Origin of the sequence: Sphingomonas corticis, assembly GCF_012035195.1 — a bacterium.
GTDB classification, from domain to species: Bacteria; Pseudomonadota; Alphaproteobacteria; order Sphingomonadales; family Sphingomonadaceae; genus Sphingomonas; species Sphingomonas corticis.
This window is the reverse complement of record NZ_JAAVJH010000013.1, coordinates 35,323-61,654: the sequence shown is the minus strand read 5'-3', so window position 1 is coordinate 61,654 and position 26,332 is coordinate 35,323. Positions and strand designations below refer to the sequence as shown.

At 72.0% G+C, this 26,332-nt stretch carries 18 protein-coding genes; 11 read left to right on the top strand and 7 right to left on the bottom strand.

The genetic code is table 11. From position 1 onward, the window contains the following. The first annotated feature begins 52 nt into the window (after positions 1-52). The gene (locus tag HBH26_RS16245; protein ID WP_168135689.1) at positions 53-3,391 is read left to right on the top strand and encodes a trifunctional glycoside hydrolase family 18/polysaccharide deacetylase/glycosyltransferase family 2 protein; all 3,339 of its coding nucleotides are present in this window, start codon (positions 53-55) and stop codon (positions 3,389-3,391) included. Between the two features lies 1 nt (position 3,392). On the opposite strand, the gene HBH26_RS16240 is transcribed toward HBH26_RS16245, so the two are convergent. Continuing rightward, complete coding sequence (locus tag HBH26_RS16240; RefSeq protein WP_168135688.1) at positions 3,393-4,169, bottom strand: arginyltransferase; 777 nt, start codon at positions 4,167-4,169, stop codon at positions 3,393-3,395. A gap of 106 nt (positions 4,170-4,275) precedes the next feature. Continuing rightward, entirely contained in the window at positions 4,276-5,517 is a 1,242-nt protein-coding gene (locus tag HBH26_RS16235) for a threonine ammonia-lyase (RefSeq protein WP_168135687.1), read from the bottom strand. A gap of 51 nt (positions 5,518-5,568) precedes the next feature. Here HBH26_RS16235 and HBH26_RS16230 point away from each other — a divergent pair, with 51 nt between their 5' ends. The 8 genes from HBH26_RS16230 to HBH26_RS16195 all read left to right on the top strand — a co-directional run bounded on the left by HBH26_RS16230 (position 5,569) and on the right by HBH26_RS16195 (position 17,238). Then, positions 5,569-6,441 (top strand): NAD(P)-dependent oxidoreductase, encoded by an 873-nt coding sequence (locus tag HBH26_RS16230; protein ID WP_338057439.1) that lies wholly within the window; start codon positions 5,569-5,571, stop codon positions 6,439-6,441. Next, the gene (locus HBH26_RS16225) at positions 6,438-8,126 is read left to right on the top strand and encodes an amidohydrolase family protein (RefSeq protein WP_168135685.1); all 1,689 of its coding nucleotides are present in this window, start codon (positions 6,438-6,440) and stop codon (positions 8,124-8,126) included. The genes HBH26_RS16230 and HBH26_RS16225 overlap by 4 nt, the downstream gene beginning before the upstream one ends. A gap of 215 nt (positions 8,127-8,341) precedes the next feature. Further along, positions 8,342-11,362, top strand: coding sequence for a TonB-dependent receptor (locus HBH26_RS16220; protein ID WP_168135684.1), 3,021 nt, complete (start codon positions 8,342-8,344; stop codon positions 11,360-11,362). Between the two features lie 67 nt (positions 11,363-11,429). Next, positions 11,430-12,962 carry a tryptophan halogenase family protein gene (locus tag HBH26_RS16215; RefSeq protein WP_168135683.1) on the top strand — a complete coding sequence of 511 codons (1,533 nt, stop codon included), beginning with the start codon at positions 11,430-11,432 and terminating at the stop codon, positions 12,960-12,962. Then, entirely contained in the window at positions 12,959-13,669 is a 711-nt protein-coding gene (locus HBH26_RS16210) for a SapC family protein (protein WP_168135682.1), read from the top strand. The genes HBH26_RS16215 and HBH26_RS16210 overlap by 4 nt, the downstream gene beginning before the upstream one ends. Beyond that, entirely contained in the window at positions 13,662-14,672 is a 1,011-nt protein-coding gene (locus HBH26_RS16205) for a cupin-like domain-containing protein (protein ID WP_168135681.1), read from the top strand. The genes HBH26_RS16210 and HBH26_RS16205 overlap by 8 nt, the downstream gene beginning before the upstream one ends. Next, entirely contained in the window at positions 14,669-16,171 is a 1,503-nt protein-coding gene (locus HBH26_RS16200; protein WP_168135680.1) for a tryptophan halogenase family protein, read from the top strand. Before HBH26_RS16205 ends, HBH26_RS16200 begins: the two co-directional genes overlap by 4 nt. 5 nt (positions 16,172-16,176) lie before the next feature. Further along, positions 16,177-17,238, top strand: a complete 1,062-nt coding sequence (locus HBH26_RS16195) for a substrate-binding domain-containing protein (protein WP_168135722.1) — start codon at positions 16,177-16,179, stop codon at positions 17,236-17,238. Here HBH26_RS16195 and HBH26_RS16190 read toward each other — a convergent pair. From HBH26_RS16190 to HBH26_RS16175, 4 genes are all read right to left on the bottom strand, one after another. Beyond that, complete coding sequence (locus HBH26_RS16190; protein WP_168135679.1) at positions 17,207-18,574, bottom strand: cation:proton antiporter; 1,368 nt, start codon at positions 18,572-18,574, stop codon at positions 17,207-17,209. The two genes, HBH26_RS16195 and HBH26_RS16190, sit on opposite strands and share 32 nt — an antisense overlap. Before the next feature lie 53 nt (positions 18,575-18,627). After that, the gene (locus tag HBH26_RS16185; RefSeq protein ID WP_168135678.1) at positions 18,628-19,641 is read right to left on the bottom strand and encodes an NAD-dependent epimerase/dehydratase family protein; all 1,014 of its coding nucleotides are present in this window, start codon (positions 19,639-19,641) and stop codon (positions 18,628-18,630) included. 82 nt (positions 19,642-19,723) lie between these two features. Further along, the gene (locus HBH26_RS16180; protein WP_168135677.1) at positions 19,724-21,679 is read right to left on the bottom strand and encodes a TonB-dependent receptor plug domain-containing protein; all 1,956 of its coding nucleotides are present in this window, start codon (positions 21,677-21,679) and stop codon (positions 19,724-19,726) included. A 65-nt stretch (positions 21,680-21,744) separates the two neighbouring features. After that, positions 21,745-22,086, bottom strand: coding sequence for a hypothetical protein (locus tag HBH26_RS16175; protein ID WP_168135676.1), 342 nt, complete (start codon positions 22,084-22,086; stop codon positions 21,745-21,747). Between the two features lie 28 nt (positions 22,087-22,114). Here HBH26_RS16175 and HBH26_RS16170 point away from each other — a divergent pair, with 28 nt between their 5' ends. After that, on the top strand, positions 22,115-23,650 hold the full coding sequence (locus HBH26_RS16170; protein ID WP_338057437.1) for a tryptophan halogenase family protein: 1,536 nt from the start codon (positions 22,115-22,117) through the stop codon (positions 23,648-23,650). Continuing rightward, entirely contained in the window at positions 23,647-24,312 is a 666-nt protein-coding gene (locus tag HBH26_RS16165; protein WP_168135675.1) for a DUF6445 family protein, read from the top strand. The genes HBH26_RS16170 and HBH26_RS16165 overlap by 4 nt, the downstream gene beginning before the upstream one ends. Here the strand turns inward: HBH26_RS16165 and HBH26_RS16160 are convergent. Then, complete coding sequence (locus HBH26_RS16160; RefSeq protein WP_168135674.1) at positions 24,254-26,329, bottom strand: hypothetical protein; 2,076 nt, start codon at positions 26,327-26,329, stop codon at positions 24,254-24,256. The genes HBH26_RS16165 and HBH26_RS16160 overlap by 59 nt on opposite strands. Positions 26,330-26,332 lie beyond the last annotated feature (3 nt).

The following is a 26,332-nucleotide window of genomic DNA, read 5'->3' as shown; positions in this document are numbered from 1 at the left end:
CGCCGCTTCGTCGCTAAGAGCGGGGCGAACCCGTTCGAGGCAGCGTTTCCCCTTGTCAAAGCCGATCTTCTACGATGCGACCGGTCGTCGCGCGCGCTGGGTGCGTGCCGCCGTCGTCGCCCTCGTCGTCGCGGTGGTCGCCGTCGCGGCGCTGCTGGCGATCACCGTGTCGACCGCCACCGTCCGCGCACCGCTCGCGCTGCGCGAGGATGCGGCGCGGCCGCGCGGCATCGCCGATCGGGTGCCCGCGGGCGATCAGGGCGCCTGGCTGCCGCGCGGCGACGCCGCTGCCACGACGACGCGGCTGCCGGTGTTGGGTTTCTACATGCCGTGGGACGCGCCGTCGCGCCGCTCGCTTGCCGAGCATGTCGGGCAGGTCGACTGGCTGGTGCCCGGCCTCGCCTCCGTGTCGGGCGCCGACCACCGCTTCCGCTACGAGCATGACGCCTTCCTCCGCGGCGTGGTCGCGCGCGCGCGGCGCCGGCCCGCGGTGTGGCCGATGGTGCAGAACGCGCGCGAGGACGGGGAGTGGGACGGCACCGGCACCGCCCGCCTGCTGGCCGATCGCGCCGCCGCCGCGCGCTTCGCCGATCGGCTGGCCGCGATGGTGGCGGCGGAGCGCGGCGCGGGCGTGATGCTGGACCTGGAGAGCCTGCCCGCCAGCGCGCACGGCGACTATCGCCGCTTTCTGCGCGATCTGCGCGCGCGATTCGCCCCGCGCGGCTGGCAGGTCGCGCTGGCGGTGCCGGTGGCCGATCCCGCCTGGGATCTCGCCGCCTACGCCGCGGTGGCCGACCGGCTGGTGCTGATGGCCTATGACGAGCATTGGATGGGCGGCGCGCCCGGCCCCATCGCGTCGCAGCCCTGGTTCGCGCGCGTCGTCGCCGATGCGGTGGCCGCCGCCGGTCGCGACAAGGCGATCGTGGCGCTGGGCAACTACGCCTATGACTGGGCGGACGGCGCCACCGTGCCGATGGGCGTGGAGCAGGCGTGGGCACTCGCGCGCCGCGCCGGCACCCGCCCCGCTTTCGACCCGGCGAGCGGCAACTGGCACTTCGCCTATCGCCGCGGCGGCCGCGATCACCGCGTGTGGATGCTGGACGCGGTGACGACGCACAATCAGCGCCGCGCGGTGATGCGGACCGGCGCCGCCGCGGTGGCGCTGTGGCGCATGGGCACGGAGGATCCGCGCTGGTGGGACGCGGTGGCGGGCGCCGCGCCCGCCGCGCTCTCCGCCCTGCCGATGCCCGGCGGCGTGGCGATCGAGGGCGCGGGGGAGATTCTGCGCCTCGACGCGGCGGCGAGCGGCGGGGCGCGGGCGCTGCACACTGCGGGCGACGGCCTGATCCACGCCGCCGCGATGCAGCGGCTGCCCGGCGCCGACACGGTCCAGCGCACCGGCGGGCGGCGGCGGATGGTGGCGCTGACCTTCGACGACGGACCCGACCCGGCGTGGACGCCGCGCATCCTCGACGTGCTGAAGCGCGAGGGCGCGCCCGCCACCTTCTTCGTCACCGGGGCCAACGCGCTGGGGCAGGGGGCGCTGCTCCGCCGCATCCTGGCCGAGGGGAGCGAGCTGGGCAACCACTCCACCTCGCACGCCGACCTGTCGCACCGCTCGCCCGACGCGGTCCGGCTGGAACTGAACGCGACCGAGCGGCTGGTGGAGGCCTATACCGGACATGCGATGCGGCTGTTCCGTCCGCCGTTCCTGGGCGATGCCGATCCCGACCGGCGCGACGAGCTGCACGCGACGCGCGTGGCGGCGTCGCTCGGCTACGTCACCGTCGGCCTCAACGTCGATCCGCTCGACTGGCAGTCGCCCTCGCCGCGCCAGATCGTCGCGCGCACGATCGCGCAGGTGGAGGCGGGCACCGCCGAGCGACCGGCGCAGATCGTGCTGCTGCACGATTCGGGCGGCGACCGCAGCCGCACGCTGGCGGCGCTGCCCGGCATCGTGCGCGGCCTGCGCGCGCGCGGCTACGACCTGGTGGGCGTCTCGCGCCTCGCCGGGCTGCCGCGCGCCGCGGTGATGCCGCGGCTGGACGGCGCCGCTGCGGGCAGGGCGGCGGGAACGCGCGGCCTGTTCGAGGGGCTGGCGTGGCTGCGCGACGCGCTGGCCGCGCTGTTCCTCGCCGTGATCGCGATCGGCATGGCGCGGTCGGCCGCGCTCGCCGTTCTGGCGCTGCGCCACCGCCGCGTGGCGCCGCCCGCCGCCGCGCCGCACCTGGTGCCGCGCTTCGTCTCCGTGCTGATCCCCGCCTTCAACGAGGCGCGCGTGATCGAGGCGTCGGTGCGCCGCATCCTGGCCAGCCGGGATGCGCGGATCGAGGTGATCGTGATCGACGACGGCTCCACCGACGGCACGTCCGACGTGGTGCGCGCCGCTTTCGCGATCGACCCGCGCGTGCGCCTGCTGACGCTCGCCAACGGCGGGAAGGCGCGCGCGCTGAACGCCGCGCTGCGCATCGCGCGCGGCGACGTGGTGGTGGCGCTGGACGCCGATACGCAGTTCGAGGCGGACACGATCGCGAAGCTGCTGCGCTGGTTCGCCGATCCCGCGATCGGCGCCGTCGCGGGGAACGCGAAGATTGGCAATGCGGTGAACATCGTCACCCGCTGGCAGGCGGTGGAATACGTCACCGCGCAGAACCTGGAGCGGCGCGCGCTGGACGCGCTGGGCGCGGTCACGGTGGTGCCGGGTGCCGTCGGCGCGTGGCGGCGCACCGCGCTGGACGCGGTCGGCGGCTATCCGGTCGACACTTTGGCGGAGGATCAGGACCTGACCATCGCGATCCAGCGTGCCGGCTGGCGCGTGGCGTGCGACGTCGACGCCGTGGCCTGGACCGAGGCGCCGGAGACCGCGCGCGCGCTGTTTCGGCAGCGCTATCGCTGGGCCTACGGCACGCTGCAATGCCTGTGGAAGCATCGCGCCCTTTTGGCGCGCGCGCGACCGCGCGGGCTGGCGTGGATCGGCCTGCCGCAGGCGATCCTCTTCCAGCTGCTGTTCACGCTGGCCGCGCCGCTGATCGACGTGGCGCTGGTCGGCAGCGTGGCCGGCACCGCGTGGCGCGTCGCCGACCGCGGCTGGGCGCTGGCGGGGACGGACGCGCTGTGGATCGCGGGGTTCTGGTTCGCCTTCGCCGCGGTCGACCTCGCCAGCGGGTGGCTCGCCTATCGGCTAGACGCGCGCGAGGGGCGGCTGCCGGTGTGGCGGATGCTGTCGCAGCGCTTCGGCTATCGCCAGCTGCTCTACGTCGTGGTGCTGCGCGCGCTGTTCGCCGCGCTGTGCGGACCGAAGGTGGGGTGGGGCAAGCTGGAGCGCAGCGGCAGCGTGGTGGCGCCGATGCCACTCGCCGCCACCCCGCCGGCGCTGGCGAAGGCGGCGTAGCCTAGCGCCAGCCCGGCGGCGGCGCGACGGCCGGTTCCAGCGCGTCCTCCGGCATCAGCGACCAGCCGCGCGGCCCCAGCACCTCCAGTGGGCGATAGCGGGTCTTGTACGCCATGCGCGGCGACCCCTTCACCCAATAGCCGAGGTAGACATAGGGCAATCCCGCTTCGCGCGCGCGCGCGATGTGGTCGAGGATGATGAAGTTGCCGAGGCCTGCCCGATCCGCCACGTCGGTCGCGAAGAAGCTGTAGATCATCGACAATCCGTCGGCCTGCCGGTCGGTCAGGCAGGCGCCGAGCAGTCGCCCCGGCATTCCCGTGTCCGACGGCTCGCGATACTCGACGATCACCGAATTGACCGGCGATTGTTCCACCATGTCGGCATAGTCGATGTCGTCCATGCCCACCATGCCGCCGCCGGGGTGGCGCGAGGCGAGATAGTGGCGCAGCAGCTGATACTGCTCGTCCGTGGCCCAGGGGCGGCAGGCGGCGACGTCCAGGTCGGCGTGGCGCCGCATCAGCTTGCGCTGCGTCGCATTGGGGTGGAAGCCGCGGGTGACGACGCGGACGGAGACGCAGGCGGCGCAGCCCGCGCAGCTCGGCCGATAGGCGACCGACTGGCTGCGGCGGAAGCCGATGCGGCCCAGTGCGTCGTTCAGCTCGGTCGCGTGCGGCCCGGACAGTTCGGTGAACACCTTCCGCTCCTGCCGGCCGGGCAGGTACGGGCAGGGCGAGGGGCTGGTGACGAAGAAGCGCGGGAATCGAAACGGCGCCGTCACAGCCCAGTCATCCTCCTTGCCGCTCGCCGATGCGCGCGGGACAGCCGACGATATGGCGCGCGCGGGCGATGCTGAAAAGCGCCTTTACCATGATTCGCGTGCGCGTTCAGGCCAGTTCCACCATCCGCACCTCATACCCCGCCTCCTGCAGGGCGGCGATCAGCCGGTCGAGGTGCGCGCGGTCGCGCGTCTCGCACTCGACATCCAGGCTCAGCCCCTTGGCGGGCAGGTTGGTGAAGATGCGCTGGTGCGACAGTTCGAGGATGTTGACGCGCTCGCAATCGAAGATGCGCGCCACGTTGTAGAGCGCGCCGGGCTGGTCCTGCAACCGGATGCGCAGCCGCGCCATGCGGCCCGACCGGGCGAGATCGCGCAGCAGGACGTAGGCGAGCAGCCGCGGGTCGATGTTGCCGCCGCACAGCACGACGCCCACGGTCCTGCCGCGGAACCGCTCCGGATGCGCCAGCAGCGCGGCGAGGCCGGCGGCGCCCGCCCCTTCCACCACCGTCTTCTCGATCTGCAACAGGAGGCTGACCGCCTCCTCCAGGCTGCGCTCGGTGACGAGGACGATGTCGTCCACCAGCGCGCGCACCATGTGCGAGGTGAGGCCGCCCGGCTCCTTGACGGCGATGCCCTCCGCCAGCGTGTCGCCCGCGCACGGCATGTCGGTGCCGTTGATGCGGTTGTACATCGACGGGTAGAGCTCGGCCTCCACGCCCACGACCTCGATCGGCCGGCGCGCGGCCTTCGCCACCGTCGCCATGCCCGAGGCGAGCCCGCCGCCGCCGATCGGCACCACCAGAGTGTCGATATCGGGCACGTCGGCCAGCATCTCCAGCGCTACCGTGCCCTGCCCGGCGATGATGCGCGGATCGTCGAACGGGTGGACGAAGGTGAAGCCGCGCTCCGCCTCCAGCACGCGCGCGTGGGCGTAGGCGGCGTCGAACGTGTCGCCTTCCAGGATCACCGTCGCGCCGTGGCCCTGCGTCTGCACCACCTTCACGATGGGCGTATTGCGCGGCATGACGATGGTTGACGGCACGCCCAGCCGGGTGGCGTGATAGGCCAGGCCCTGCGCGTGGTTGCCCGCGGACGCCGCGATCACGCCTTTGGCCTTCGCCTCGTCGGACAATTGCACGAGCGTGTTCAGCGCGCCGCGCTCCTTGTAGGCGGCGGTGAACTGCAGGTTCTCGAACTTCAGGTAGACCGTGGCGCCGGTCATCTCCGACAGCGTGCGGCTGACCAGCGTGGGCGTGCGCACCACGCTGTCGGCGATGCGCGCGTGCGCGGCCTCGACGTCGGCGAGCGACACGGGGAGGGATTGATCGAGCGCAACCTGCGTAGCCATGGCCCGCGCCTAGGCCAAAGGCGCCGCGAAGGAAACCCGGCGGCGCCTTGCGTGCCGCCCCGCCCGCGCCGTAGAGCCAGGAGCATGAGGATCGCATTCATCGGCACCGGCGTCATGGGTGCGCCCATGGCGCGGCACCTGGCCGCCGCCGGCCACGACGTCACCGTGTACAACCGCACCCGCGCCCGGGCGGAGGCGACGGGCCTCGCCGTCGCCGACACGCCCGCCGCGGCGGCGGCGGGGGCCGCGGCGGTGGTCGCCTGCGTCGGCAACGACAGGGATGTGGAGCAGGTGACGCTCGGCGCCGACGGCGCCTTCGCCGCGATGGACGATGGTGCGGTGTTCATCGACCACACCACCGTCTCCGCCGCGCTGGCGGAGCGGCTGGCCGACGCGCGCGCGCTGGTGGTGGACGCGCCCGTGTCAGGGGGGCAGGCCGGGGCGGAGGCGGGGAGACTGGCCGTCATGGCGGGCGGCAGCGACGCGGCGGTGGCGGCGGCGACGCCGGTGATGCAGGCCTATGCCGCGCGCATCGTCCACGTCGGCGCGGCGGGCGCGGGGCAGCGCACGAAGATGGCGAACCAGATCTGCATCGCCGGCGTGCTCCAGGGCGTGGCGGAGGCGGTACGCTTCGCGCAGAAGGCGGGGCTGGACACCGACAAGGTGCTCGACGCGATCTCCGGCGGCGCGGCGCAGAGCTGGCAGATGGTGAACCGCTGGCCGACGATGGTGAAGGACGAGTTCGACTTCGGCTTCGCGATCGACTGGATGCGCAAGGACCTGGGCCTCGCGCTGGCGGAAGGATCGCGGCTCGGCGCCACGCTGCCGATGACCGCGCTGGTCGATCAATTCTACGCCGAGGTGCAGGCGATGGGCGGCGGGCGACAGGATACCAGCGCGCTGGTGCGGAGGCTGGCGAAGTGATCGGCCGCGTTCTCGCCGCCGGCGTGGCGATCGCGCTCGCCGCCCCGGCGCACGCCGACGGGCTGATCGACAATCTGCGCGGCCTCACCGTCGCCGCGGACGGCACGGTCACGCGCTTCCAGGGGATCGTCGTCGACGCGCAGGGCCGCGTCGTCCGGCTGGTGCCGGTGGGCGAGAAGCCGCAGCTCTTCACGAAAAAGGAACTGAAGAAGCGCGGCAACAAGCCGATCTGGGACTACCGCTACGACATGGGCGGGCGCACCGTCCTGCCCGGCTTCATCGACGGGCACGGCCACGTCATGGGGCTGGGCTTCGCCTCGCTCTCGCTCGACCTCGGCGATACCCGCTCGCTGGAAGAGGCCAAGGCCAAGGTGGCCGACTTCGTGAAGCGCAATCCCGAGCGCAAATGGGTGCTCGGCCGCGGCTGGAACCAGGAGCGCTGGGGCCTCGGCCGCTTCCCCACCGCCGCCGATCTCGACGCGGTGGCCGGCGGCCACCCGGTGTGGCTGGCGCGCGCGGACGGGCACGCGGGCTGGGCCAGCAGCGCCGCGATCGCCGCGGCGGGCGTCACGGCCGCCACCCCCGCGCCCGCGGGCGGGCGGATCGAGAAGGCGGCGGGCGGCGCCCCCGCGGGCGTCTTCGTCGACAATGCCATGGCGCTGGTGGAGCGCGCGGTGCCCAGACCGCTGGCGAAGGAGCGCGACGCCGCCTTCCTGTCCGCGCAATCGCTGCTGCTCGCCGATGGCATCACCGCGGTGGCGGACATGGGGACGAGCCTCGACGACTGGCTCAGCTATCGCCGCATGGGCGACATCGGCGCGCTGCGCGTCCGCATCATGAGCTACGCCGCGGGGGTCGACACCGCCAGCATGGTTGCCGGCAAGGGGCCGACGCCGTGGCTGTACGACGACCGGCTGCGCATGGGCGGGGTGAAGCTGGTGGCGGACGGCGCGCTCGGCTCGCGCGGGGCGGCGCTGGAGGCTCCTTACGCGGACGCGCCCGGGCAGCGCGGGCTGACGCTGCTGTCCGACACGCAGTTGCAGAACCAGATGAGCCGCGCGGCGATGGACGACTTCCAGCTGGCCGTCCACGCGATCGGCGACCGCGCCAACCGCACGCTGCTCGACGCGATCCAGGTGCTGAGCGAGACGTACAAGGGCGATCGCCGCTGGCGAGTCGAGCACGCGCAGATCGTCGATCCCGCCGACCTGCCGCGCTTCGGCCGGTTCGGCACGATCGCCTCGGTCCAGCCGGTGCACGAGACCAGCGACCGCACGATGGCGGAGGCGCGGCTGGGGCCGGCACGGCTGGCCGGCGCCTATGCGTGGAAATCGCTGATGCAGGCCGGCGCCCCGCTCGCCTTCGGCACGGACTTCCCCGTGGAGCCGCCCGACCCCTGGGCGACCTGGGCCGCTGCGGTCACGCGGCAGGATGCCCAGGGGCAGCCGCCGGGTGGCTGGCACCCCGCGGAGGCGGTGACGCGCGAGCAGGCGTGGTGGGCGATGACGGGCGGCGCGGCCTATGCCGGATTCGCCGAGAAGAAGTTCGGCAGCCTCCAGCCCGGACAGAAGGCGGACTTCATCGTCGTCGATCGCGATCCGACGACGATCGAGCCCGCCGCCCTGCGCGGCGTGGCGGTGCAGGAGACCTGGGTCGGCGCGCAACGGGTGTGGCAGCGCCGCTAGCGGACAGCCCCGAAAGCTGAGTGCGAGCATGTTGCACGGCTGCAACAGCCGTGAACTTTCTGTGAGAACGTTCTCATAGGTTCGGGGTTTCCATCGATTGCACCCGGATTCGTCAGGGGAAGAAGCTTGACTCCAAAACACAAACCAAACAGGTGAACGTTCTCAACGACGATGAAGGCGCGACAGGGACGGCGCCGGACAGGGGAGGAATGGGGATGCGTGGCTTCACCGCTCGCAAGGTTTCGCAACTCGTGCTGGGCGTTTCCGCGCTCGCCATCGCGGCGCCCGCCGCCGCGCAGGACGCCGCCGCCACGGTCGGCAACCCCGGGCCGTCGGAGATCCAGGACGGCGCCGCCACCACCGAGGACGCGAGCGAGGACCTGATCGTCACCGGCATCCGCGCCAGCTTGCGCGAGGCGGTGGACATCAAGCGCAACTCGCAGGGCGTGGTCGACGCGATTTCCGCCGAGGACATCGGCAAGTTTCCCGACACCAACCTCGCCGAGTCGCTCCAGCGCATCACCGGCGTGTCGATCGACCGGCAGAACGGCGAGGGCCAGCTGGTCACCGTCCGCGGCTTCGGCCCGGAATACAATCTCGTCACGCTGAACGGCCGCCAGATGCCGACCGCCACGCTGGGCGACGGCGCCAGCCCGCCCGCGTCGCGCTCGTTCGACTTCGCCAACCTGGCGTCCGAGGGCATCTCCGCGGTGGAGGTCTACAAGACCGGCCGCGCCGCGGTGCCGTCGGGCGGCATCGGCTCGGCCATCAACATCCGCACGCCGCGTCCCCTGGACAAGCCGGGGATGCGGGGCAGCCTGGCGGTGAAGGGCGTCTACGACGAATCCTACAACGAGGGGACGGAGATCACGCCCGAGGTGTCGGGCATCTTCTCCACCACCTTCGCCGACGACCGCGTCGGCATCCTGGTCAGCGGCATCTACCAGCGGCGCAAGGCGAGCGTGAACACCGGCTCGGTCGGCTTCGGCAATTCCTTCCTCGGCTCGGAAAACGACTGGGGCACGCTGCCGCAGAACGGCACGCCGGGATCGCAGAACGTCACCAACCGGCCTGACCAGACCGACGTCTACGAAGTACCGCAGAGTGCCGCGTACAACCTGACGAACATCGACCGCGAGCGCATCAACGGCCAGGCGGTGCTGCAGTTCAAGCCGAGCGACGCGCTGACCGCCACGTTCGACTTCACCTATTCGCGCAACAAGATCGAGGCGCGCGACAGCAGCGTCGGCGTCTGGTTCAACTTCGGCGACACGTCCAGCGCGTGGACGGACGGCCCCGTCGCCGGCCCGATCTTCTACACCGAGCGGTTCGGCGCCAATTCGACCAAGGACCTGTCGTACAGCGGCTCGCTGACGGCCAACCTGTCGGAGAACAAGTCGTTCGGCGGCAACCTGACGTGGGAGGCGCCCGGCAACGTCACCGTCTCGCTCGACGCGCATCACTCCACCGCCGAGTCGCGCCCGAGCAACCGCTTCGGCACCAGCACGTCGGTCGGCAGTGCGGTGTTCGGCGTGCAGGAGCAGACGCTGAACTTCGAGAACGACCTGCCGGTCATCTCCTATCAGATGCGGCCCGGCGTCGACGCGCTCAACCCGGCGAACATCAACGCCACCGGCAATTCGTTCCGCAACGCCTACGTCCGCGACGAGATCAACCAGGTCCAGCTGAAGGGCCGGTACGAGCATGACGGCAACTTCCTCGACTCGCTCGACTTCGGCTTCTCGTTCATCGAGAACCGCGTGCGCTCCGCCTACGGTTTCGTGCAGAACGACACGTGGAGCGGCGTCGGCACGCCCGCGGACCTGCCCGACGACCTGTTCGAGCGCGTGTCGCTGCCCGACAAGTTCAAGGGCGTGTCGGGTGCCAATGCGGGGATCATCCCGGCCTATTACCGCTTCGATTTCGAGCGCATGGTCGACCTGCTCGACAGCCGCTTCGGCATCTGCGGCGGCGACGGCAACTGTCTCGCCACCTTCGACACCGACCGGCGCCTGGTCGAGAAGACGATCTCGCCGTTCGTGCAGGTGAACACCAAGTTCGACCTGTTCGGGCGCGACGCGCACATCGTCGGCGGCGTGCGCTACGACCAGACGACCGTCAGCGCCTCGTCGCTGACGCCGGTGCCGGTGGGCACGGCCTGGGCCGCGGAGGGTGAGTTCAACATCATCTATTCCAGCCAGAGCTCGTTCCTGACGAACAAGGGCAGCTACGAGAACTGGCTGCCGGCGATCGACGTCGACATCCAGCCGCTGGAGAACGTGAAGCTGCGCGCGTCGTACAGCCACACGATCACCCGCGCGGACTATAACGCGCTCCAGGGCGGCCTGACGCTGAACCGCCAGTTCGGCATCGCGGGCGGCGGCGGTAACCGCGGCAATCCCAACCTGCAGCCGTTCCTGTCGAAGAACATCGACGTGTCGGCGGAATGGTATTACGGCCGCGACAGCTACGTCTCTGCCGGATACTTCCGGAAGAAGGTGTCCAACTTCATCAACTCGCAGGAGATCGAGCAGAGCGCGTTCGAGCTGCGCAACCCCGCCAACGGCCCGCGCTTCCGCGCGGCGCAGGCGGCACTGGGTGGCACCACCAACGTGGCGCTGATCCGCGACTATATCCTGCGCAACTATCCCGCCTCGGTGGAGGTGCTGCGCAATCCGGACGGGACGCCGCAGCTCGCCAACGGCCTCTACCAGGGGCGCATCCTCGGCTTGCCGGAGGACGGCTTCGTCAACTTCCGCGTGTCGACGCCGTTCAACTCGGATCAGACCGCGACGATCGACGGGTTCGAATTCGCGATCCAGCACAGCTTCTGGGATACCGGCTTCGGCACGATCCTGAACTACACGATCGTCAACGGCGACGCGCGCTTCAACAACGCGCTGGATCCGAACGTCGGCCAGTTCGCGCTGGCTGGTCTGTCCGACAGCGCCAACGCCGTTCTCTTCTTCGACAAATACGGCTTCCAGGCGCGTGCGGCATATAACTGGCGCGCGGAATTCTATGCCGGCGGCAATCCCAACCCCACCTACGTGGACGCCTACGGCCAGTTCGACGCGAGCATCAGCTATGAATTCAGGCAAGGGCTGACCGTGTTCGCCGAGGGCATCAACCTGACCGGCGAAGGGCGTCGCGGGCATCGGCGGTCGGACGAATTCACGACCTTCGCCCAGCCCGGCTTCGCCCGCTACTCGGCCGGGGTGCGGTTCAGCTTCTGATGACGGCGTGCCGGCCGGTGCGGACGCTTCCGCCCGGCCGGCGCTTCCGATAATCAGCGGGCCGATCATGCCGGACAACGCAAGCCAGCCCCTTCAACAGGTCGTGATCGTCGGCGGCGGCACGGCGGGGTGGCTGGCGGCGTGCCGGCTGGCGGCGGCGACCACGCTGTCGGTCACGCTGGTCGAAAGTCCCGACGTGCCGACCATCGGCGTGGGCGAGGGCACGTGGCCGACGATGCGCCGCACGCTGGCGGCGATCGGGATCGACGAGGCGGATTTCCTCCTCGCCTGCGACGCGGCGTTCAAGCAGGGGTCGACCTTCGACGGGTGGGTCACCGGCGCGGCGGACGACCGCTACCACCACCCCTTCACCGCCCCGGCCGAGGGTGCCCCGCGCGACCTGGTGGCAGCGTGGCAGGCGCAGGGCGGCGCCTTCGCCGACGCGGTCGGCGTACAGGCGCGCATCGCCGAGCGCGCGCTGGCCCCGCGGCAGCGCGCGATGCCCGGATATGCGGGCGCGCTCAACTACGCCTATCATCTCGACGCGGCGAAGCTGGCGGTGCTGCTGCGCGACCACGCGGTGCGCCGGCTGGGCGTCCGGCACGTGTGCGATCATGTCGACACCGTGGTGCGCGACGCGGGCGGGGCGGTGTCCGCGGTGCACACCCGCGCGCACGGGGCGATGGCGGGCGACCTGTTTCTCGACTGCACCGGCCATGCCGCGCTGCTGATCGGCGGAGCGATGGCGGTGCCGTTCGTGGACCGCTCCGACGTGCTGTTCAACGATCGCGCGCTGGCGGTGCAGGTGCCGGTGGAACCGGCGTCGCCAGTTGCCAGCACTACCCTCGCCACCGCGCATCGCGCTGGCTGGATATGGGATATCGGCCTGCCGACGCGTCGCGGCGTCGGCTGCGTCTACGCCTCCGCCTTCATCGACGACGACGCGGCGGCGGCGCTGCTGACCGACCATCTGCGCCGGACGATGCCGGAACGCGAGCTGCCGCCGTTCCGCCGGCTCGCCTTCCGTTCGGGCCACCGCGCGCGCTTCTTCGACGGGAACGTCGTCGCGATCGGCCTGTCCGCCGGGTTCCTCGAACCGCTGGAGGCGTCGGCGATCGTCACGATCGAGCTGGCGCTGGACCATCTGGTCGCCAACCTGCCGCCGACCCGCGCGGCGCTGGCCCCCGCGGCAGCGCGGTTCAATGCCGCGTTCCGCTATCGCTGGGACCGGATCGTCGAGTTCCTGAAGCTCCACTACGTCCTCAGCCGGCGCGAGGAGCCTTATTGGCGCGCGCACCGCAATCCCGCCACCGTGCCGCCGCGGCTCGCCGAGCTGATCGACGCCTGGCGGCACCAGCCGCCGTCCGACGCCGACTTCGCCGACCGCGAGGAGGTGTTCCCGGCGGCGAGCTACCAGCACGTCCTCTACGGCATGGGCTTTCCGCCGCCCCCCGGCGCCGCGCTGCGCACCGACCCGCAGGCCGAGGCCCGGCTGCGGGGGCAGGTGGCGGAGCGCGAGCGCGTGCTGGCCGCCGCGCTGCCGACCCATCGCGCCTATCTCGACGCGCTCGCCCTCTCGCCGGACCGGACCGCCCCATGACCGAGCACCAGATCCTCAACGCCGACACCCATCGCGACCTGCGCATCGCCACCGCGCGTGGGGCGGCGTGGGGCGATGCGCAGATGGCGTGCCTGCTGACGCCGGACGAGTTCCGCCGCGCGCAGGGCGACTATCCCATCCTGTTCCGCTGGAACGCTGCACGCGACCGCATGGACGCCTACGCGCTGCTCGGCTTCGAGAACGGCGAGAACCTGTTCCTCGCCGGCGACCGCTGGGACGCGGGCTACGTGCCGCTGGCGATGGACATCGCGCCGTTCCTGATCGGCCGGGGGGCCGGGGGCGGCCAGGTGCATCTCGATCCCGGGCATCCCCGCGCGGCGGGCGGTGCAGAGGGCGTGCGCATGTTCGACGAACTCGGCCGCGCGACGCCCTTCTTCGAGGAGAAGGTGCGTAGGCTCGGCGCGCTGGACGAGGGCTATCACGCCGCCACCGGCTTCGTTGCCGCGCTCCAGCGGCACCAGCTGATCGAGCCGCTGACGCTGGAGATCACGCTCGACGACGGCGCCACCAACCGCCTGCTCGGCTTCCACCACGTCGACGAGGAGCGGCTGCGCGCGCTGGACGCGAGCGCCTTGGGCGAGCTCCACGCGGCGGGGCATCTGATGCCGCTGTTCATGGCGGTCGCCTCGATCGGCAACATCGGACGGCTGGTGGAGCGCAAGAACGCGAAGGCGGCGCGTGGCTGACGCGCTCGCCTCCCTGCCGCCGGTCGCCGAGGTGGCGCCGGGCGACCTCGACCGGCATCTCGCCGCGGCGGACGCGCCCTTCGTCGTGCGCGGCCTCGTCGCCGACTGGCCGCTGGTGCAGGCCGGGCGCCGTTCCGCGCGGGAGGCGCGCGCCTACCTCCTGTCGCGCGCGCGGGACACCGCCTTCGCGGTGTCGGTCGGGGCGCCGGGGAGCGGCGGGCGGCTGTTCTACGACGGCGCGATGCGGATGAACTTTCGCGAGGCGCGTGCGAAGCTCGCCGACATCTTCGCGCAGATCGACGCCGCCGAGGGGCGGGAGGACGCCCCCGCGATCTACCTCGGCTCGGTCGACGTCCGCGCCTTCTTCGATCGCCTGCACGAGGACAATCACGTCGATCTCGGCGCGCGCGACGCGCTGGCCAGCATCTGGATCGGCACGCAGAGCCGCATCGCCGCGCACAACGACACGCCGGACAACCTGGCGTGCGTGGCCGTGGGGCGGCGGCGCTTCACGCTGTTCCCGCGCGACCAGTTCGCGAACCTCTACCTCGGCCCGGTCGACAACACGCCCGCGGGGCGCACCATCTCCATGGTCGATTTCCACGATCCCGACTTCGCCGCCCATCCGCGCTTCCGCGAGGCGCTGGCGCACGCGCAGGTGGCGGAGCTGGAGGCGGGCGACGCGGTGTTCGTGCCCGCCTTGTGGTGGCACCACGTGGAGGGGCGCGACGCCTTCAACGTCCTCGTCAACTACTGGTGGCGAGACACGCCGCGCTGGATGGCGCAGCCGCAGGACGCGATGCTTCACGCGCTGCTGGCGATCCGCGACCTGCCGGACGACCAGAAGGCGCACTGGCGCGCCATGTTCGACCATTACGTCTTCGGCGACGCCGAGGCGGCGGCCGCGCACATCCCCGCCGAGGGGCGCAGCGTGCTCGCGCCGCTGACGCCTGACAGCGCGGCGCGCATCCGCGGTTTCCTCCTGCAGCAGTTGAGCCGATGACCGACCACCGCATCCGCCGCCCCCTGCTCCGCCGCATCGTCGTTGCGGGCGGAGGCACCGCCGGCTGGATGGCCGCCGCCGCCATCGCGCGCACGATGGGGCGCACGGTGGAGGTGACGCTGGTCGAATCGGAGGCGATCGGCACCGTCGGCGTCGGCGAGAGCACCATCCCGCCGCTCGTGACGTACAACCGCCTGCTCGGCATCGACGAGGCGGAGTTCATGCGCGCCACCCAGGCGACGTTCAAGCTGGGCATCCGCTTCGACGGGTGGAAGACACCCGACAGCAGCTACTTCCACTCCTTCGGCACGACCGGCAAGGATCACTGGTCCGCCGGCTTCCAGCATTTTTGGCTGCACGCCCGCGCAGAGGGCGACACCCGGCCCTACGACGATTACTGCCTGGAGCTGCGCGCGGCGGAGGCGGGGAAGTTCGCGCACCTGCCGGGCGACCGGATCAACTACGCCTATCAGCTCGACAGCTCGCTCTACGCCGCCTTCCTGCGCCGCATGGCGGAAGGCGACGGCGTACGCCGGGTCGAGGGGAAGATCGCGGCGGTCGAGCTGGACGGCGAGAGCGGCGACGTCGCCGCGCTGACGCTCGAGAGCGGGGCGCGGATCGCGGGCGACCTGTTCCTCGACTGCACCGGCTTCCGCGCGCTGCTGATCGAGGGCGCGCTCCACGCCGGCTACGACGACTGGACGCACTGGCTGCCGTGCGACAGTGCGATCGCGGTGCAGACCGCCAACGTCGGCCCGCCGGTGCCGTTCACGCGCGCGACCGCGCACGATGCGGGATGGCAGTGGCGCATCCCGCTCCAGCATCGCACCGGCAACGGCATCGTGTGGTGCAGCCGCTACCTGTCGCGCGAGGCGGCGCTGGCGCGGCTGATGGGCGATGTCGTCGGCGACGTGCTCACCCAGCCCAACCATCTGTCCTTCAAGGCCGGCGCGCGGCGGCGGCAGTGGCATCGCAACGTGGTGGCGATCGGCCTTGCCGGCGGGTTCATGGAGCCGCTGGAATCGACCAGCATCCACCTGATCCAGCGCGCCGTGATCCGCCTGATCCGCATGATGCCGCTGCGCGACATCAGCCCGCGCGACGTCGCGGAGTTCAACGACCAGCAGATGCAGGACATGGAGCAGATCCGCGACTTCCTGGTCCTCCACTATCACGTCACTTACCGGCGCGACTCGCCGTTCTGGCGGCAGTGCGCGGCGATGGACGTGCCCGATACGCTGCGGCAGAAGATCGAGCTGTTTAGCGAGACCGGCCGCGTCTTCCGCCGCAACGAGGAACTGTTCGCCGAGAACAGCTGGGTGCAGGTGATGATGGGGCAGGGCATCGTGCCGCGCGCGTGGCACCCGGTGGCGGCGAAGCTGCGCGAGGCGGAACTGGAGCGCTTCCTTTCCGGCCTGCGCGACGACGTGGCGTCCACCGTCGCGGGCCTCCCCGCGCACGGCGACTATGTCGCGCACTATTGCGGCGCGGCGGCCTGACGATCGTGGCGCGGCGCAGGCAGGCGGTGACGATCCGGCACGTCGCGGCGGACGCGGGCGTGTCGTTGCAGACGGTCAGCCGCGTCATCAACAAGGAGCCGAACGTCCGGCCCGAGATGATGGCGCGGGTGCAGGCGTCGATCGATAAACTCGGCTACGTCCCCTCGATCGCGGCGCAGCGGATGGGCGGGTCGCGCTCCTACCTGATCCTCGCGCTCAACGACCGCGACCGCACCATCGCCGACTGGACCAACCGGCAGGGCACCGACTGGGTCGACCAGATGCTGCTGGGCGGGATGCTGAAATGCGCCGAGCACGGCTATCGGCTGATCTTCGAGCTGGTCGATACGCATTCCGACCATATCGAGCGCGAACTGATGGGCGCGATCGCCGCGCTCCAGCCCGACGGCGTGCTGCTGACGCCGCCGCACTCGGACAACCCGCTCATCACCGGCCTGCTCGCGGAACAGGGGATCAGCTTCGCACGGATCGGCTCGCTGAAGGACGGCGCGGGCTTCGCGCTGACGATGGGGGACGAGGGCGCGGCGCGGCTGGCGACGGAGCATCTGATCGCGCTGGGCCATCGCCGCATCGGCTTCATCGCGGGCGACGCGGACTATGGCCTCAGCCAGTGGCGTGTCGAAGGCTGGACCGCGGCAATGGCGGCGGCGGGCCTCGCCACCGGCGACCTGCTGGCAGCGGGCGACTTCGGCTACGCCTCGGGCCGATTGGCGGCGGAGCGGCTGCTGGCGCTGGCCGATCCCGTCACCGCCATCGTCGCCAGCAGCGACCAGATGGCGCTCGCCACGCTGGAACTGGCGCGCGCGCGCGGGCTGAGCGTGCCGGGCGACCTGTCGCTGGTCAGCTTCGACGACACGCCGATCGCGCGCTTCGCTCACCCGCCGATGACCGCGGTGGTGCAGCCGATCGCGGAAGTGACCGCGCGTGCCGTCGCGCTCATCATCGACGAGAACGCCGGGCGCCAGACGCCGCACGGACCCGTGGTGGTGCCCGCGTCGCTGGCGGTGCGCGGCTCTACCGCCCCCCCGCGGCCACCGCAGTCGTAGGCAGCGCGTCGAGTTCGCCGGTCTCGCGCGCGCGGCGGCCGTACACCCACTCGAACAGCGGACTGGCCATCATCGTCGTCACGATCGCCATCATCACCAGCATGGAGAACAGCGTGGGTCCGATGATGCCCTTCTGCAGGCCGATGTTGATGATGATGAGTTCCATCAGCCCGCGCGAGTTCATCAGCGCGCCGATGCCCAGCGCGGTGCGATTGTCCTCCCCGCACGCCCGCGCCGCCAGGTAGCAGGCGCCGAACTTCGCCGCGATCGACGCCGCCAGCACGCCCAGCGCGACCAGCAGCAGCGAGGGCGAATTGACCATGTCCATCCGCGTGTTGAGCCCCGAATAGGTGAAGAACATCGGCAGCAGCATGACCACGGCCAGCGGCTCCACCTTTCGCTTCAGCTCGTCGACGAACAGCCCGCGCGGCATGAAGACGCCCAGGATGAAGCCGCCGAAGATGCCGTGGATGCCGATCGCGTCCATGATGAAGGCGGACAGCGCGAACAGCGCCAGCGTGATCGCCAGCACCGTCATGCTCATCTCGCCCTTCGCCTCCACCGCGCGGCCCAGCGGCGCGAGCAGGCGGCGGCCGAACAGGGTCAGGAACGCGGCGTACAGGATCGCGCCGCCGATCGCGACCGTCGCGATCCCGCTGCCGCCCCCGAACGTCGCCAGCACCACGGCGAGCACGCACCAGGACGCGGCGTCGTCGAACGCCCCCGCGGTCAGCGTCAGCGTGCCGAGCGGACTGTTCGCCAGCCCGCGCTCGTTGATGATGCGCGCCAGCATGGGAAAGGCGGTGAGCGCGATGCACGCGCCCATGAACAGGGTGGCGCTGCCGGTGCCGATCCCCTGCGCGAACAGCCCCGGCACGGTCAGCAGGAACGGCGTGATCGCCGCTGCGATCAGGAACGGCGCAATGACGCCCGACGCGGATACCACCGCCGCGCTGCGCGCCTTCGATTCGAAATGATCGAGCCGCAGCGTCAGGCCGACGAGGAACATGTACAGCGCCACGCCCAGCTGCGCGCCGACGTAGAGGACGTTCTTCGTCTCCTTGGGGAAGATCGCCGACTGGAGATCGGGAAAGGCGAGGCCCAGGAGCGAGGGGCCGAGCACCACGCCCGCGATCATCTCTCCCACCACCTGCGGCTGCGCCAGCAACTTCTGCCCCAGCCAGCCGACCACGCGGCAGGTGAGGATGATGATCGCGAGCTGGAGGAAGAAGTGGATGCTGTAATCGCCCGGCGCGTAGCTCGTCGCGCCGGCGGCGGTGACAGGGCCGTGCGGCGACAGCAGTCCCGTCAGCGTCTGCCAGAAGCTCTCGAACATTCCCGCCCCTCTCCCCTTTTCCCCGCCGATGATCCTAGCGCTGCGCCAGCGACTTAGCGACCGTAATAGTCGCGGTACCACGCGACGAAGCGGGCGACGCCGTCGCGAAACCCGGTCTGCGGGCGATAGCCGGTGAGCCGCTGGAGCAACGTCGCATCCGCCCAGGTCGCCGGCACGTCGCCCGGCTGGATCGGCAGCAGGTTGCGCACCGCCTTCAACTCCATGTGCTCCTCGATCGCGTCAATGAAGTCGGTCAGCCGCACCTTGTCCGAATTGCCGATGTTCACGACCCGCCACGGCGCCACGGGGCTGAGCGAATCGCCCGCCGGCACCTCCGCCGGGCTGGCGGGGCGGACGGGCGGCACGTCGATCAGCAGCCTGATGGCGCGGACCAGATCGTCGACGTAGGTGAAGTCGCGGTACATCTCGCCGTGATTGAAGACGTTGATCGGGCGCCCGGCGGCGATCGCGGAGGCGAACAGGATCGGCGCCATGTCGGGCCGTCCCCACGGGCCGTAGACGGTGAAGAAGCGGAACAGCGTGGTCGGCAGGTCGTGCAGGTGCGCGTAGGCGTGGCTCATCGCCTCCGTCGCCTTCTTCGTCGCGGCGTAGATGGTGAGCGGCGTGTCCGCCTTGTCCGTCTCGCGAAACGGCATCTCCTCGTTGGCGCCGTAGACGGAGGAGGTGGAGGCGATCAGCAGGTGCCGCACCTTGCGGCGCCGCGCCGCCTCCATCACGTTGAACGTGCCCACGACATTGGCCTCGACGTAGGCGCGCGGGTTCTCCAGGCTGTAGCGCACGCCCGCCTGCGCGGCGAGGTGGACGATGACGTCGGGTGCGAAGGCGTCGATCGCGGCGTCCAGCGCCGCGGCATCCTCCAGCATCGCCTCCGTCGCGGCGAAGCCGTCGTGGCGGTGCAGCAGCGCGTGCCGGTCGCGCTTCAGCGCGACGTCGTAGTAATCGGTCATGCCGTCGTAGCCGTGGACGGCGTGCCCCTCTTCCAGCAGCAGGCGCGACAGGTGGAAGCCGATGAACCCCGCGCTGCCGGTGACGAATACGCGATCCACGACCAACCCCTTGATTGCCGGGCGTCTCTATGCGGCGTCGGCGCGGCGAAGAAAAGCGGTCACGCCGCACCCCCGGTTCGGCTCAGCCCGCCGGGCCGAGCCGCAGCCGCACCCCGCCGTTCAGCACGAACCCTTCCGTCGGCGCCCACGCATCGACGGTCCAGCGGCCGTCCGGCGCGCGCAGGCGGCGGAGGATCGGGTCGTAGCGCGTCTGCCGCACATTCAGGATGTTCTCCGCGTTGACGAACAGCGTCACCGCGCCCAGCGTCTTCTCCGCCAGCAGCCCGAGCTCGACATAGGGGCGCGAGCGGGTGCGGTACGGGTCGTCGTCCAGGCGCTGGCGTCCGGTAAAGTAGAGTTCGGCACCGATGCGGTGCGCGCCCGCGCGCTCGACCATCGCGACCAGCCCGGCGGTATGGCGCGGCGTCAGCGCCTTCCAGCGGTGGCCCGCGCCGGCCGGATCGGGCTCGTGCGCGTCGGTGAAGACGTAATTGCCGGTGACGACGAACGCCCCGCGCCGCCAGCGCAGCAGCGTCTCCACCCCCCGGATGCGCGTGGTACCGGCCAGGTTCACCAGCCGCACGCGATCCGCCGCCACGGCGACCAGCTCGGTCGGCCGGTGAAGGTCGGAAGCGAACAGCGTGGCATTCGCCTCCCACGCTCCCTGCGCGTAGCCGAGGTCGAACGTGGCGGTGGTCGCGGTCTCCGCCTCCAGTCCGTCCAGCGGCTCCAGCCGCGACAGCCCCGCCGCCTCGATCTCCTCGACAAAGGGCGTCGGCGCGTAGAAACCGCGCCCGGCGGAGGCGCGCACCTTCCATGGCCCCGGCTTCCACAGCAGCGACAGGCGCGGGCTCAGCCGCGTGTCGAAACGGTTGTGCAGGTCCAGCCGCGCGCTGCCCGCCAGCGTCACGTCGGGCGTCAGATCGTGCTCCGCCTGCGCGAACACGCCCGGCACCTCGTAGCGATAGTCGAACGCGGGAAAGGTGCGCGAGTGATAGTCGTCGCGCTGCCAGGCGATGCCGCCCACCCACGTCGTCCCGCCGGCGCCGCCCGCCAGCGACGCCTCGGCGAACAGCGTGTCGTGCCGGTCCCGCTCGCTCACCGCACCGAAGCGGTGGCGGTGGTCCTGCACCGTGCCGGCGGCGCGGAAGCCGAGCGTCAGGTCGCCGGAGAGCGGCGCGCTGGCGACCACGCCCAGGTCGCGGCGCACCGATCGCTGCCGCAGCGCGAAGGCGGTGCCGTCGGGCACGATGCGCCCGGCCAGCGTCCCGCCGGTCCGCGTCTCCTCCATGATCCCGCCGGTCGCGAACACCCGCGCGCCGCCCGCCTGCTCGAAGAAGAGGCGCGGGCGCACGGTCCAGCGCCGGTAGCCGGGAATGTCGATCCAGCCGTCGCCGTCCAGGTCCTGCACCGACTGGCGGTGCCATCCGCCGGTCAGCGACACGCCGAAGCCGCCGCCCAGCGGCGCGGCGAGATAGGCGGTGGCGTCCGCGCCGTCGCGCGAGGTGGCGTTCAGCAGCGCCTCGGCCTCCGCCGCAGCGCCGGGGCGGCGCGACACCAGATTGATGACGCCGCCCAGCGCCGACGCGCCGTACAGCGCCGACACCGCACCCTTGATGACCTCCACGCGGCCCAGGTCCGTCGGCGGGATCTGCAACAGGCCGAGCGAGCTCGCCTGCCCGCCGTACAGCGGCAGACCGTCGGCGAGCAATTGCGTGAAGCGGCCGTCCAGCCCCTGCACGCGGATGTTGGCGGCGCCGATCGCCGGCGCCGTCACCTGCACGCGCAGCCCGCTGGTCTCGCTCAGCATCATGGCGACGTTGCCGGGGCGCATCAGGATCTTCTCCTCGATCTCCTCGCGGTCCAGCACCTCGACGCGCAGCGGCTCGTCGCCCAGGCGCCGGTTCGAGCGGGTGGCCTGGACGACGATCTCCGGTTCGTCGGACGATGGTTCGGCGGATGGCGCGGCGGGCGGCGGGGTGGGCGCGACCTGCGCCGACAGCGCCCCCGCGAGGAGGGCGAACGAGAGGACGGACATGACGATGGCTTCCTGAACCTGAAGGACGTGGGGCGCGCGCCGGACGGGCGCGCGCTCGATCGTCCTCAGGCGGAAGGCGGCGGCAGCGGCGGGGCGCGCGTCAGGGAGGCGAGCGCGACCGCGCGCGGCGCGACCGGTGGGTCGCCGGCCGCGACGGCGGGGTCGGACAGGCGCGCGACCGGCAGGTCGGGCGCGACGGGGCAATGGTGGTGGTGCGCCTCGCCCGCGGCATCGGCGGGGTCGGACTGGGCGGGGGAGAACGCGTCGGCATGCTCCACCGCCGCCCCGCCATGCGCCTGCACCGGCTCGGCCACGCCCATCGCGCACCAGACCAGGCAGGCCATCACCAGCAGGCGGAACGCGGCGCGCATGGCGACGGCATAGCCGCTCGCGCGCGACGATGCCATCGCGTCCGCGCGCGCGCTGGCGTAAGGCGTGCGGCGTGATTGGGAGGACGGCGTGGTGGACGATCGCAGCGGACGGGTGACACGCGTCGTGATCCTGGGTGGCGGCACCGCGGGGTGGATGACCGCCGCCGCGCTCGCCGCCAGCTTCGGCCCCGCGCTGTCGATCACGCTGCTGGAATCGGAGGAGATCGGCACCGTGGGCGTCGGCGAGGCGACGATCCCGACGATCCACTGGTTCAACGAGCTGATCGGACTGGACGAACCGGAGTTCCTGCGTGCGACGAAGGCGACGTTCAAGCTGGGGATCGAGTTCGTGGGCTGGCGCCGCCCCGGCCACCGCTACTTCCATCCGTTCGGCCAGTACGGCGCGACGCTGCCCGGCGTCGCCTTCCATCACCGCTGGCTGAAGGCGCGCGCGGACGGCGAGGACCTGGCGCTCGCCGACCTGTCGCTGGCGACCCGGCTGGCGGCGGAGAACCGCTTCGCCAGGCCGCAGGGGGAGGCGCGATCGATCCTGTCGACGCTCGGCTACGCCTATCACTTCGACGCCTCGCTCTACGCCCGCCACCTGCGCGCGCTGGCGGAGGCGCGCGGCGTGGTGCGCGTGGAGGGCAGGCTCGGCCATGTCGAGCGGGCGGCGAACGGCAGCGTCGCCGCGCTGGTGACGGAGGCGGGAGAGCGACTGGCGGCGGAGCTGTTCGTCGACTGTTCCGGCTTCCGCGCGCTGCTGATCGGCGGGGAGATGGGCGCGGATTACGAGGACTGGTCGCACTGGCTACCCTGCGACCGCGCCGTCGCGGTGCCGAGCGCGCGCGTGGCCGAGACGACGCCCTACACCCGCTCCACCGTCCGCCCCGCCGGGTGGCAGTGGCGCATCCCGCTGCAGCATCGCACCGGCAACGGCTACGTCTATTGCCACCGCTTCTGTTCGGACGACGAGGCGGCGGGGACGCTGCTGGCGAACCTGGACGGGGAGGCGCTGGCCGAGCCGCGCTTCCTGCGCTTCGTCGCCGGCACGCGGCGCGCGGCGTGGACGCGCAACGTGGTGGCGATCGGCCTGGCGGCGGGCTTCCTCGAACCGCTGGAATCGACGTCGATCCACCTGATCCAGTCGGGCATCGCGAAGCTGCTGACGCTGTTTCCCGACGCCGACATGGATCCTGGCCTCGCCGCCCGCTTCAACGCGCTGATGGCCAGGGACATGGACGGCATCAAGGATTTCCTGATCCTCCACTATCACGCGACCCAGGGCCACGAGGACCCGCTGTGGCGCCACTGCCGCACGATGCCGCTGCCCGACACGCTGGTCGCACGCGAGGCGCAGTATCGCCGCTCGGGCCGGCTGATGCTGGACGCGGACGAATTGTTCCGGGAGGCGAGCTGGCTCGCCGTGCTGAACGGGCAGGGGATCGAGGCGGCGGGCTACAACCCGCTGGCCGACGGGCTCGACGCCGCCACCAACCGCGCGCAGGTGCGCCAGGTGGCCGAGGTGATCGCGCGCGCCGCGCCGACGCTGCCGCGCCACGACGAGGCGCTGGCGGCGATCCTGGAACACGCCCGGTGACCGGGATCACCGCCCGCCGGGTGGGCGCGGAGGCGCAGCCGGTGGCGATCGTCGACGGCTTCCATCCCGATCCCGCCGCGCTCCGCACCACTGCCGTCGCCGCCGATTGGCAGCCGGCGCGGCGCCACTATCCCGGGCTGCGCGCCGCGTTGCCGGGCGATTACCTGTCGCGGGTGCGCGCCGTGATCGCGCTGGTGATGCGCGAGGTGCTGGGCGTCACCGGCGGACTGGACGTGCTGGACGCCAGCTTCTCGCTGGTGACGACGCCGCCCGACCGGCTGACCCCGGCGCAGCGGCTGCCCCACGTCGACGCGGTGGAGCCGGGACGGATCGCGCTGGTCCACTATCTCTCGCCCGGCGGCGGAGACGGCACGGCCTTCTTCCGCCACCGCGCGACCGGGTTCGAGACGATCGACGCGGCGCGCGCGCCCGGCTACCACGCCGTGCTGGCGCGCGAGGTCGCCGCCGCGCCACCGATGGGCTACGTCCACGACGATACGCTGCTGTTCGAGCGGACCGCCCACGTCGAGGCGCGCTTCAACCGCGCCGTCATCTATCGCAGCGCGATGCTCCATTCCGGCGCGATCGCGCGGCCCGACACGCTCAGCGCCGACCCCGCCGCGGGGCGGCTGACCGTGACGGCGTTCCTGTCGGCGACGTAGCGCGCGGCGGCTGCACCGCCAGGTAGACCGTGCTCCACAGCTGCGCCGCGTTCGATTCGTCCACGTCCTGCTTGCCCGCGCCGAACGGCACGACCACGTAGCGCCCGTCGCGAAACGCCCAGGACCACAGTTCCGAGCTTTGCGTCGCGCGCGTGGCACGGATGGCCCGCCACAGCTTGGCCTGCGCGTCGGTCAGCACGGCGCGGGTGGAGGCCGGAAGGTCGGCGCGCGCCAGTTGCCGCTCCAGCCCCGCGGCGAACAGCGCCTGCTGCCACGACCATACCACCGCGCCGTGATAGGCCGCGGGCGTGAAGCGTGCCTGCACCGTCCGGTCGGCCAGCGCGGGATTGGCGACCAGCAGCCCGATGTCGGTCATCAGCCCGGCCGGGAAGGGGCGGACGAGCGCGCGCACGTAGGTTTCCAGCGCGGCGGGCGCGGGATCGGCGAAGAGCAGCGCGAAGCCCTCGTCCGAATTGACGATGGGCACCGGTCGCCCGCGCGGATCGAGCGCGATGGCGTGGTAGGTCAGCGGCTCGCGTCCCAGCGCCGCCAGCGCGGGCGCCGCGGGCACGCCCAGCGTCTGGGCGTAGCGCCGGATCGCGGGCGCGGCCTCCGCGGCGGGCGTGCTGACGCGGAACAGGTCGGGCGCGTGCTCGCGCCAGGTCGCCGCCATCCGCGCCGCCTCGCCCAGCGCGGCACGGTCCTGTGCGCCAAGATAGGGGTCGAGCAGCCCCGCGGCGAGCAGCCGCGCGCCCGCGTCCAGCGCGGCGGGCACCAGCACCGCGTTGACGTCATAGGCGTATTTGCCGCGACCCAGCCCTTCCTCGCTGTCGCGCCACTGGCCGGTCAGGCGGCCGTCGTGCAGCGCGATCAGATTGGCCGCGCGCGGTGCCGCGGCGAAGGCGCGGGCCGATGCCACGACGAAGCGCAGGTTGCGCACCAGCGCCGCGCCCGCGGTCTCGCGCGTGCCCGGCCGCGCCTCGCTGGCCATGGCCCGGTCGAGAAAGCGGCGCGCGCCCGCCGCCTCTGCGTGGTCGAGCAGATAGGCGGCGGCGACCGGGGCCAGCATGTAATCGTCGTCGACCATGCCATAGTCCAGCGTCGCGCCGTCGCCGCTTCTGCCGTTCTGCCGGTTGTCGAGCACGGCGAACTCGCCGATCCCCTCCTCGTGCGCGACCTCGCCGTCGCCGTCGAGCCGCGCCAGGACGGAGGCGAGCCCCGCCTCCACCGCGGCGGGGCGCAGCACCGGCATCAGCAGGCGGACGGACATCAGCGTGTCACGCCCGAAATAGGTGTCGAACCGCCACGATCCGGCGAGGAACTTCTCGCGATAGCTGAGGAAGCCGAGCGCCTGGCGCGCGGCGGGATCGGCCGCGGCGCGCGCGTTCAGCAGCTCGCGCTCGGTGAGGCCGTGGAGCGGCGCCTCCCCCGTCGCGGCGGTGATGGCGAGGCGGATGCGTCCGCCCGGCGCGGCGACGATCGCGCCGCGGTCGATCCGCCCTTCCAGGACCCGGAGCCGCAGCAGGTAGCCCGGCGCGCCGTCCAGCCGCCGGCGGTGCCAGGTGATCGTGTCGCCGGCGATCACCGGATCGGTCGCCACCTCCTTCGGGAAACGGCTGACCGACTGATAGTCGCGCAGGTAGCGCACGCTGGAGAGTACCGCCTGCCGCACCGCCAGCCGCGGCGCGGCGATGGTGGCGGTCGCCTCGATCCCGTTCAGCCGGGCGGCGTCGGGCGCGAGCACCGCGGCGGGGCGGGGCGCGCCCTCCAGCCGCCAGGTCGCGGGCGTGGCGAGGGACGCGAACCAGACGGCCACGCCGCTGTTGCCCGCGGGAAAGGCGACCAGGATGCGCGGGTCGGTGCCGTTGCGCAGCAGCAGGTGCGCCGCCACGTCGCCCTCGCGCACCAGCGCGTTGACGTTCTGCCCCTCCGTCAGGCGATAGGACAGGTCGGGCGCGGCCAGCGCCGGCGCGGCGATCATGGCGGTGGCGAGCAGGGCTCGGGCGAAGCGGCGCATCGA

What these genes read in the sequence shown, in the direction of transcription:
- HBH26_RS16235 (WP_168135687.1), bottom strand. Translation starts at nt 5,517, where the DNA reads ATGGCTACGCAGGTTGCGCTCGATCAATCCCTCCCCGTGTCGCTCGCC.
- HBH26_RS16220 (WP_168135684.1), top strand. Translation starts at nt 8,342, where the DNA reads ATGCGTGGCTTCACCGCTCGCAAGGTTTCGCAACTCGTGCTGGGCGTT.
- HBH26_RS16215 (WP_168135683.1), top strand. Translation starts at nt 11,430, where the DNA reads ATGCCGGACAACGCAAGCCAGCCCCTTCAACAGGTCGTGATCGTCGGC.
- HBH26_RS16210 (WP_168135682.1), top strand. Translation starts at nt 12,959, where the DNA reads ATGACCGAGCACCAGATCCTCAACGCCGACACCCATCGCGACCTGCGC.
- HBH26_RS16200 (WP_168135680.1), top strand. Translation starts at nt 14,669, where the DNA reads ATGACCGACCACCGCATCCGCCGCCCCCTGCTCCGCCGCATCGTCGTT.
- HBH26_RS16190 (WP_168135679.1), bottom strand. Translation starts at nt 18,574, where the DNA reads ATGTTCGAGAGCTTCTGGCAGACGCTGACGGGACTGCTGTCGCCGCAC.
- HBH26_RS16180 (WP_168135677.1), bottom strand. Translation starts at nt 21,679, where the DNA reads ATGTCCGTCCTCTCGTTCGCCCTCCTCGCGGGGGCGCTGTCGGCGCAG.
- HBH26_RS16175 (WP_168135676.1), bottom strand. Translation starts at nt 22,086, where the DNA reads ATGGCATCGTCGCGCGCGAGCGGCTATGCCGTCGCCATGCGCGCCGCG.
- HBH26_RS16160 (WP_168135674.1), bottom strand. Translation starts at nt 26,329, where the DNA reads ATGCGCCGCTTCGCCCGAGCCCTGCTCGCCACCGCCATGATCGCCGCG.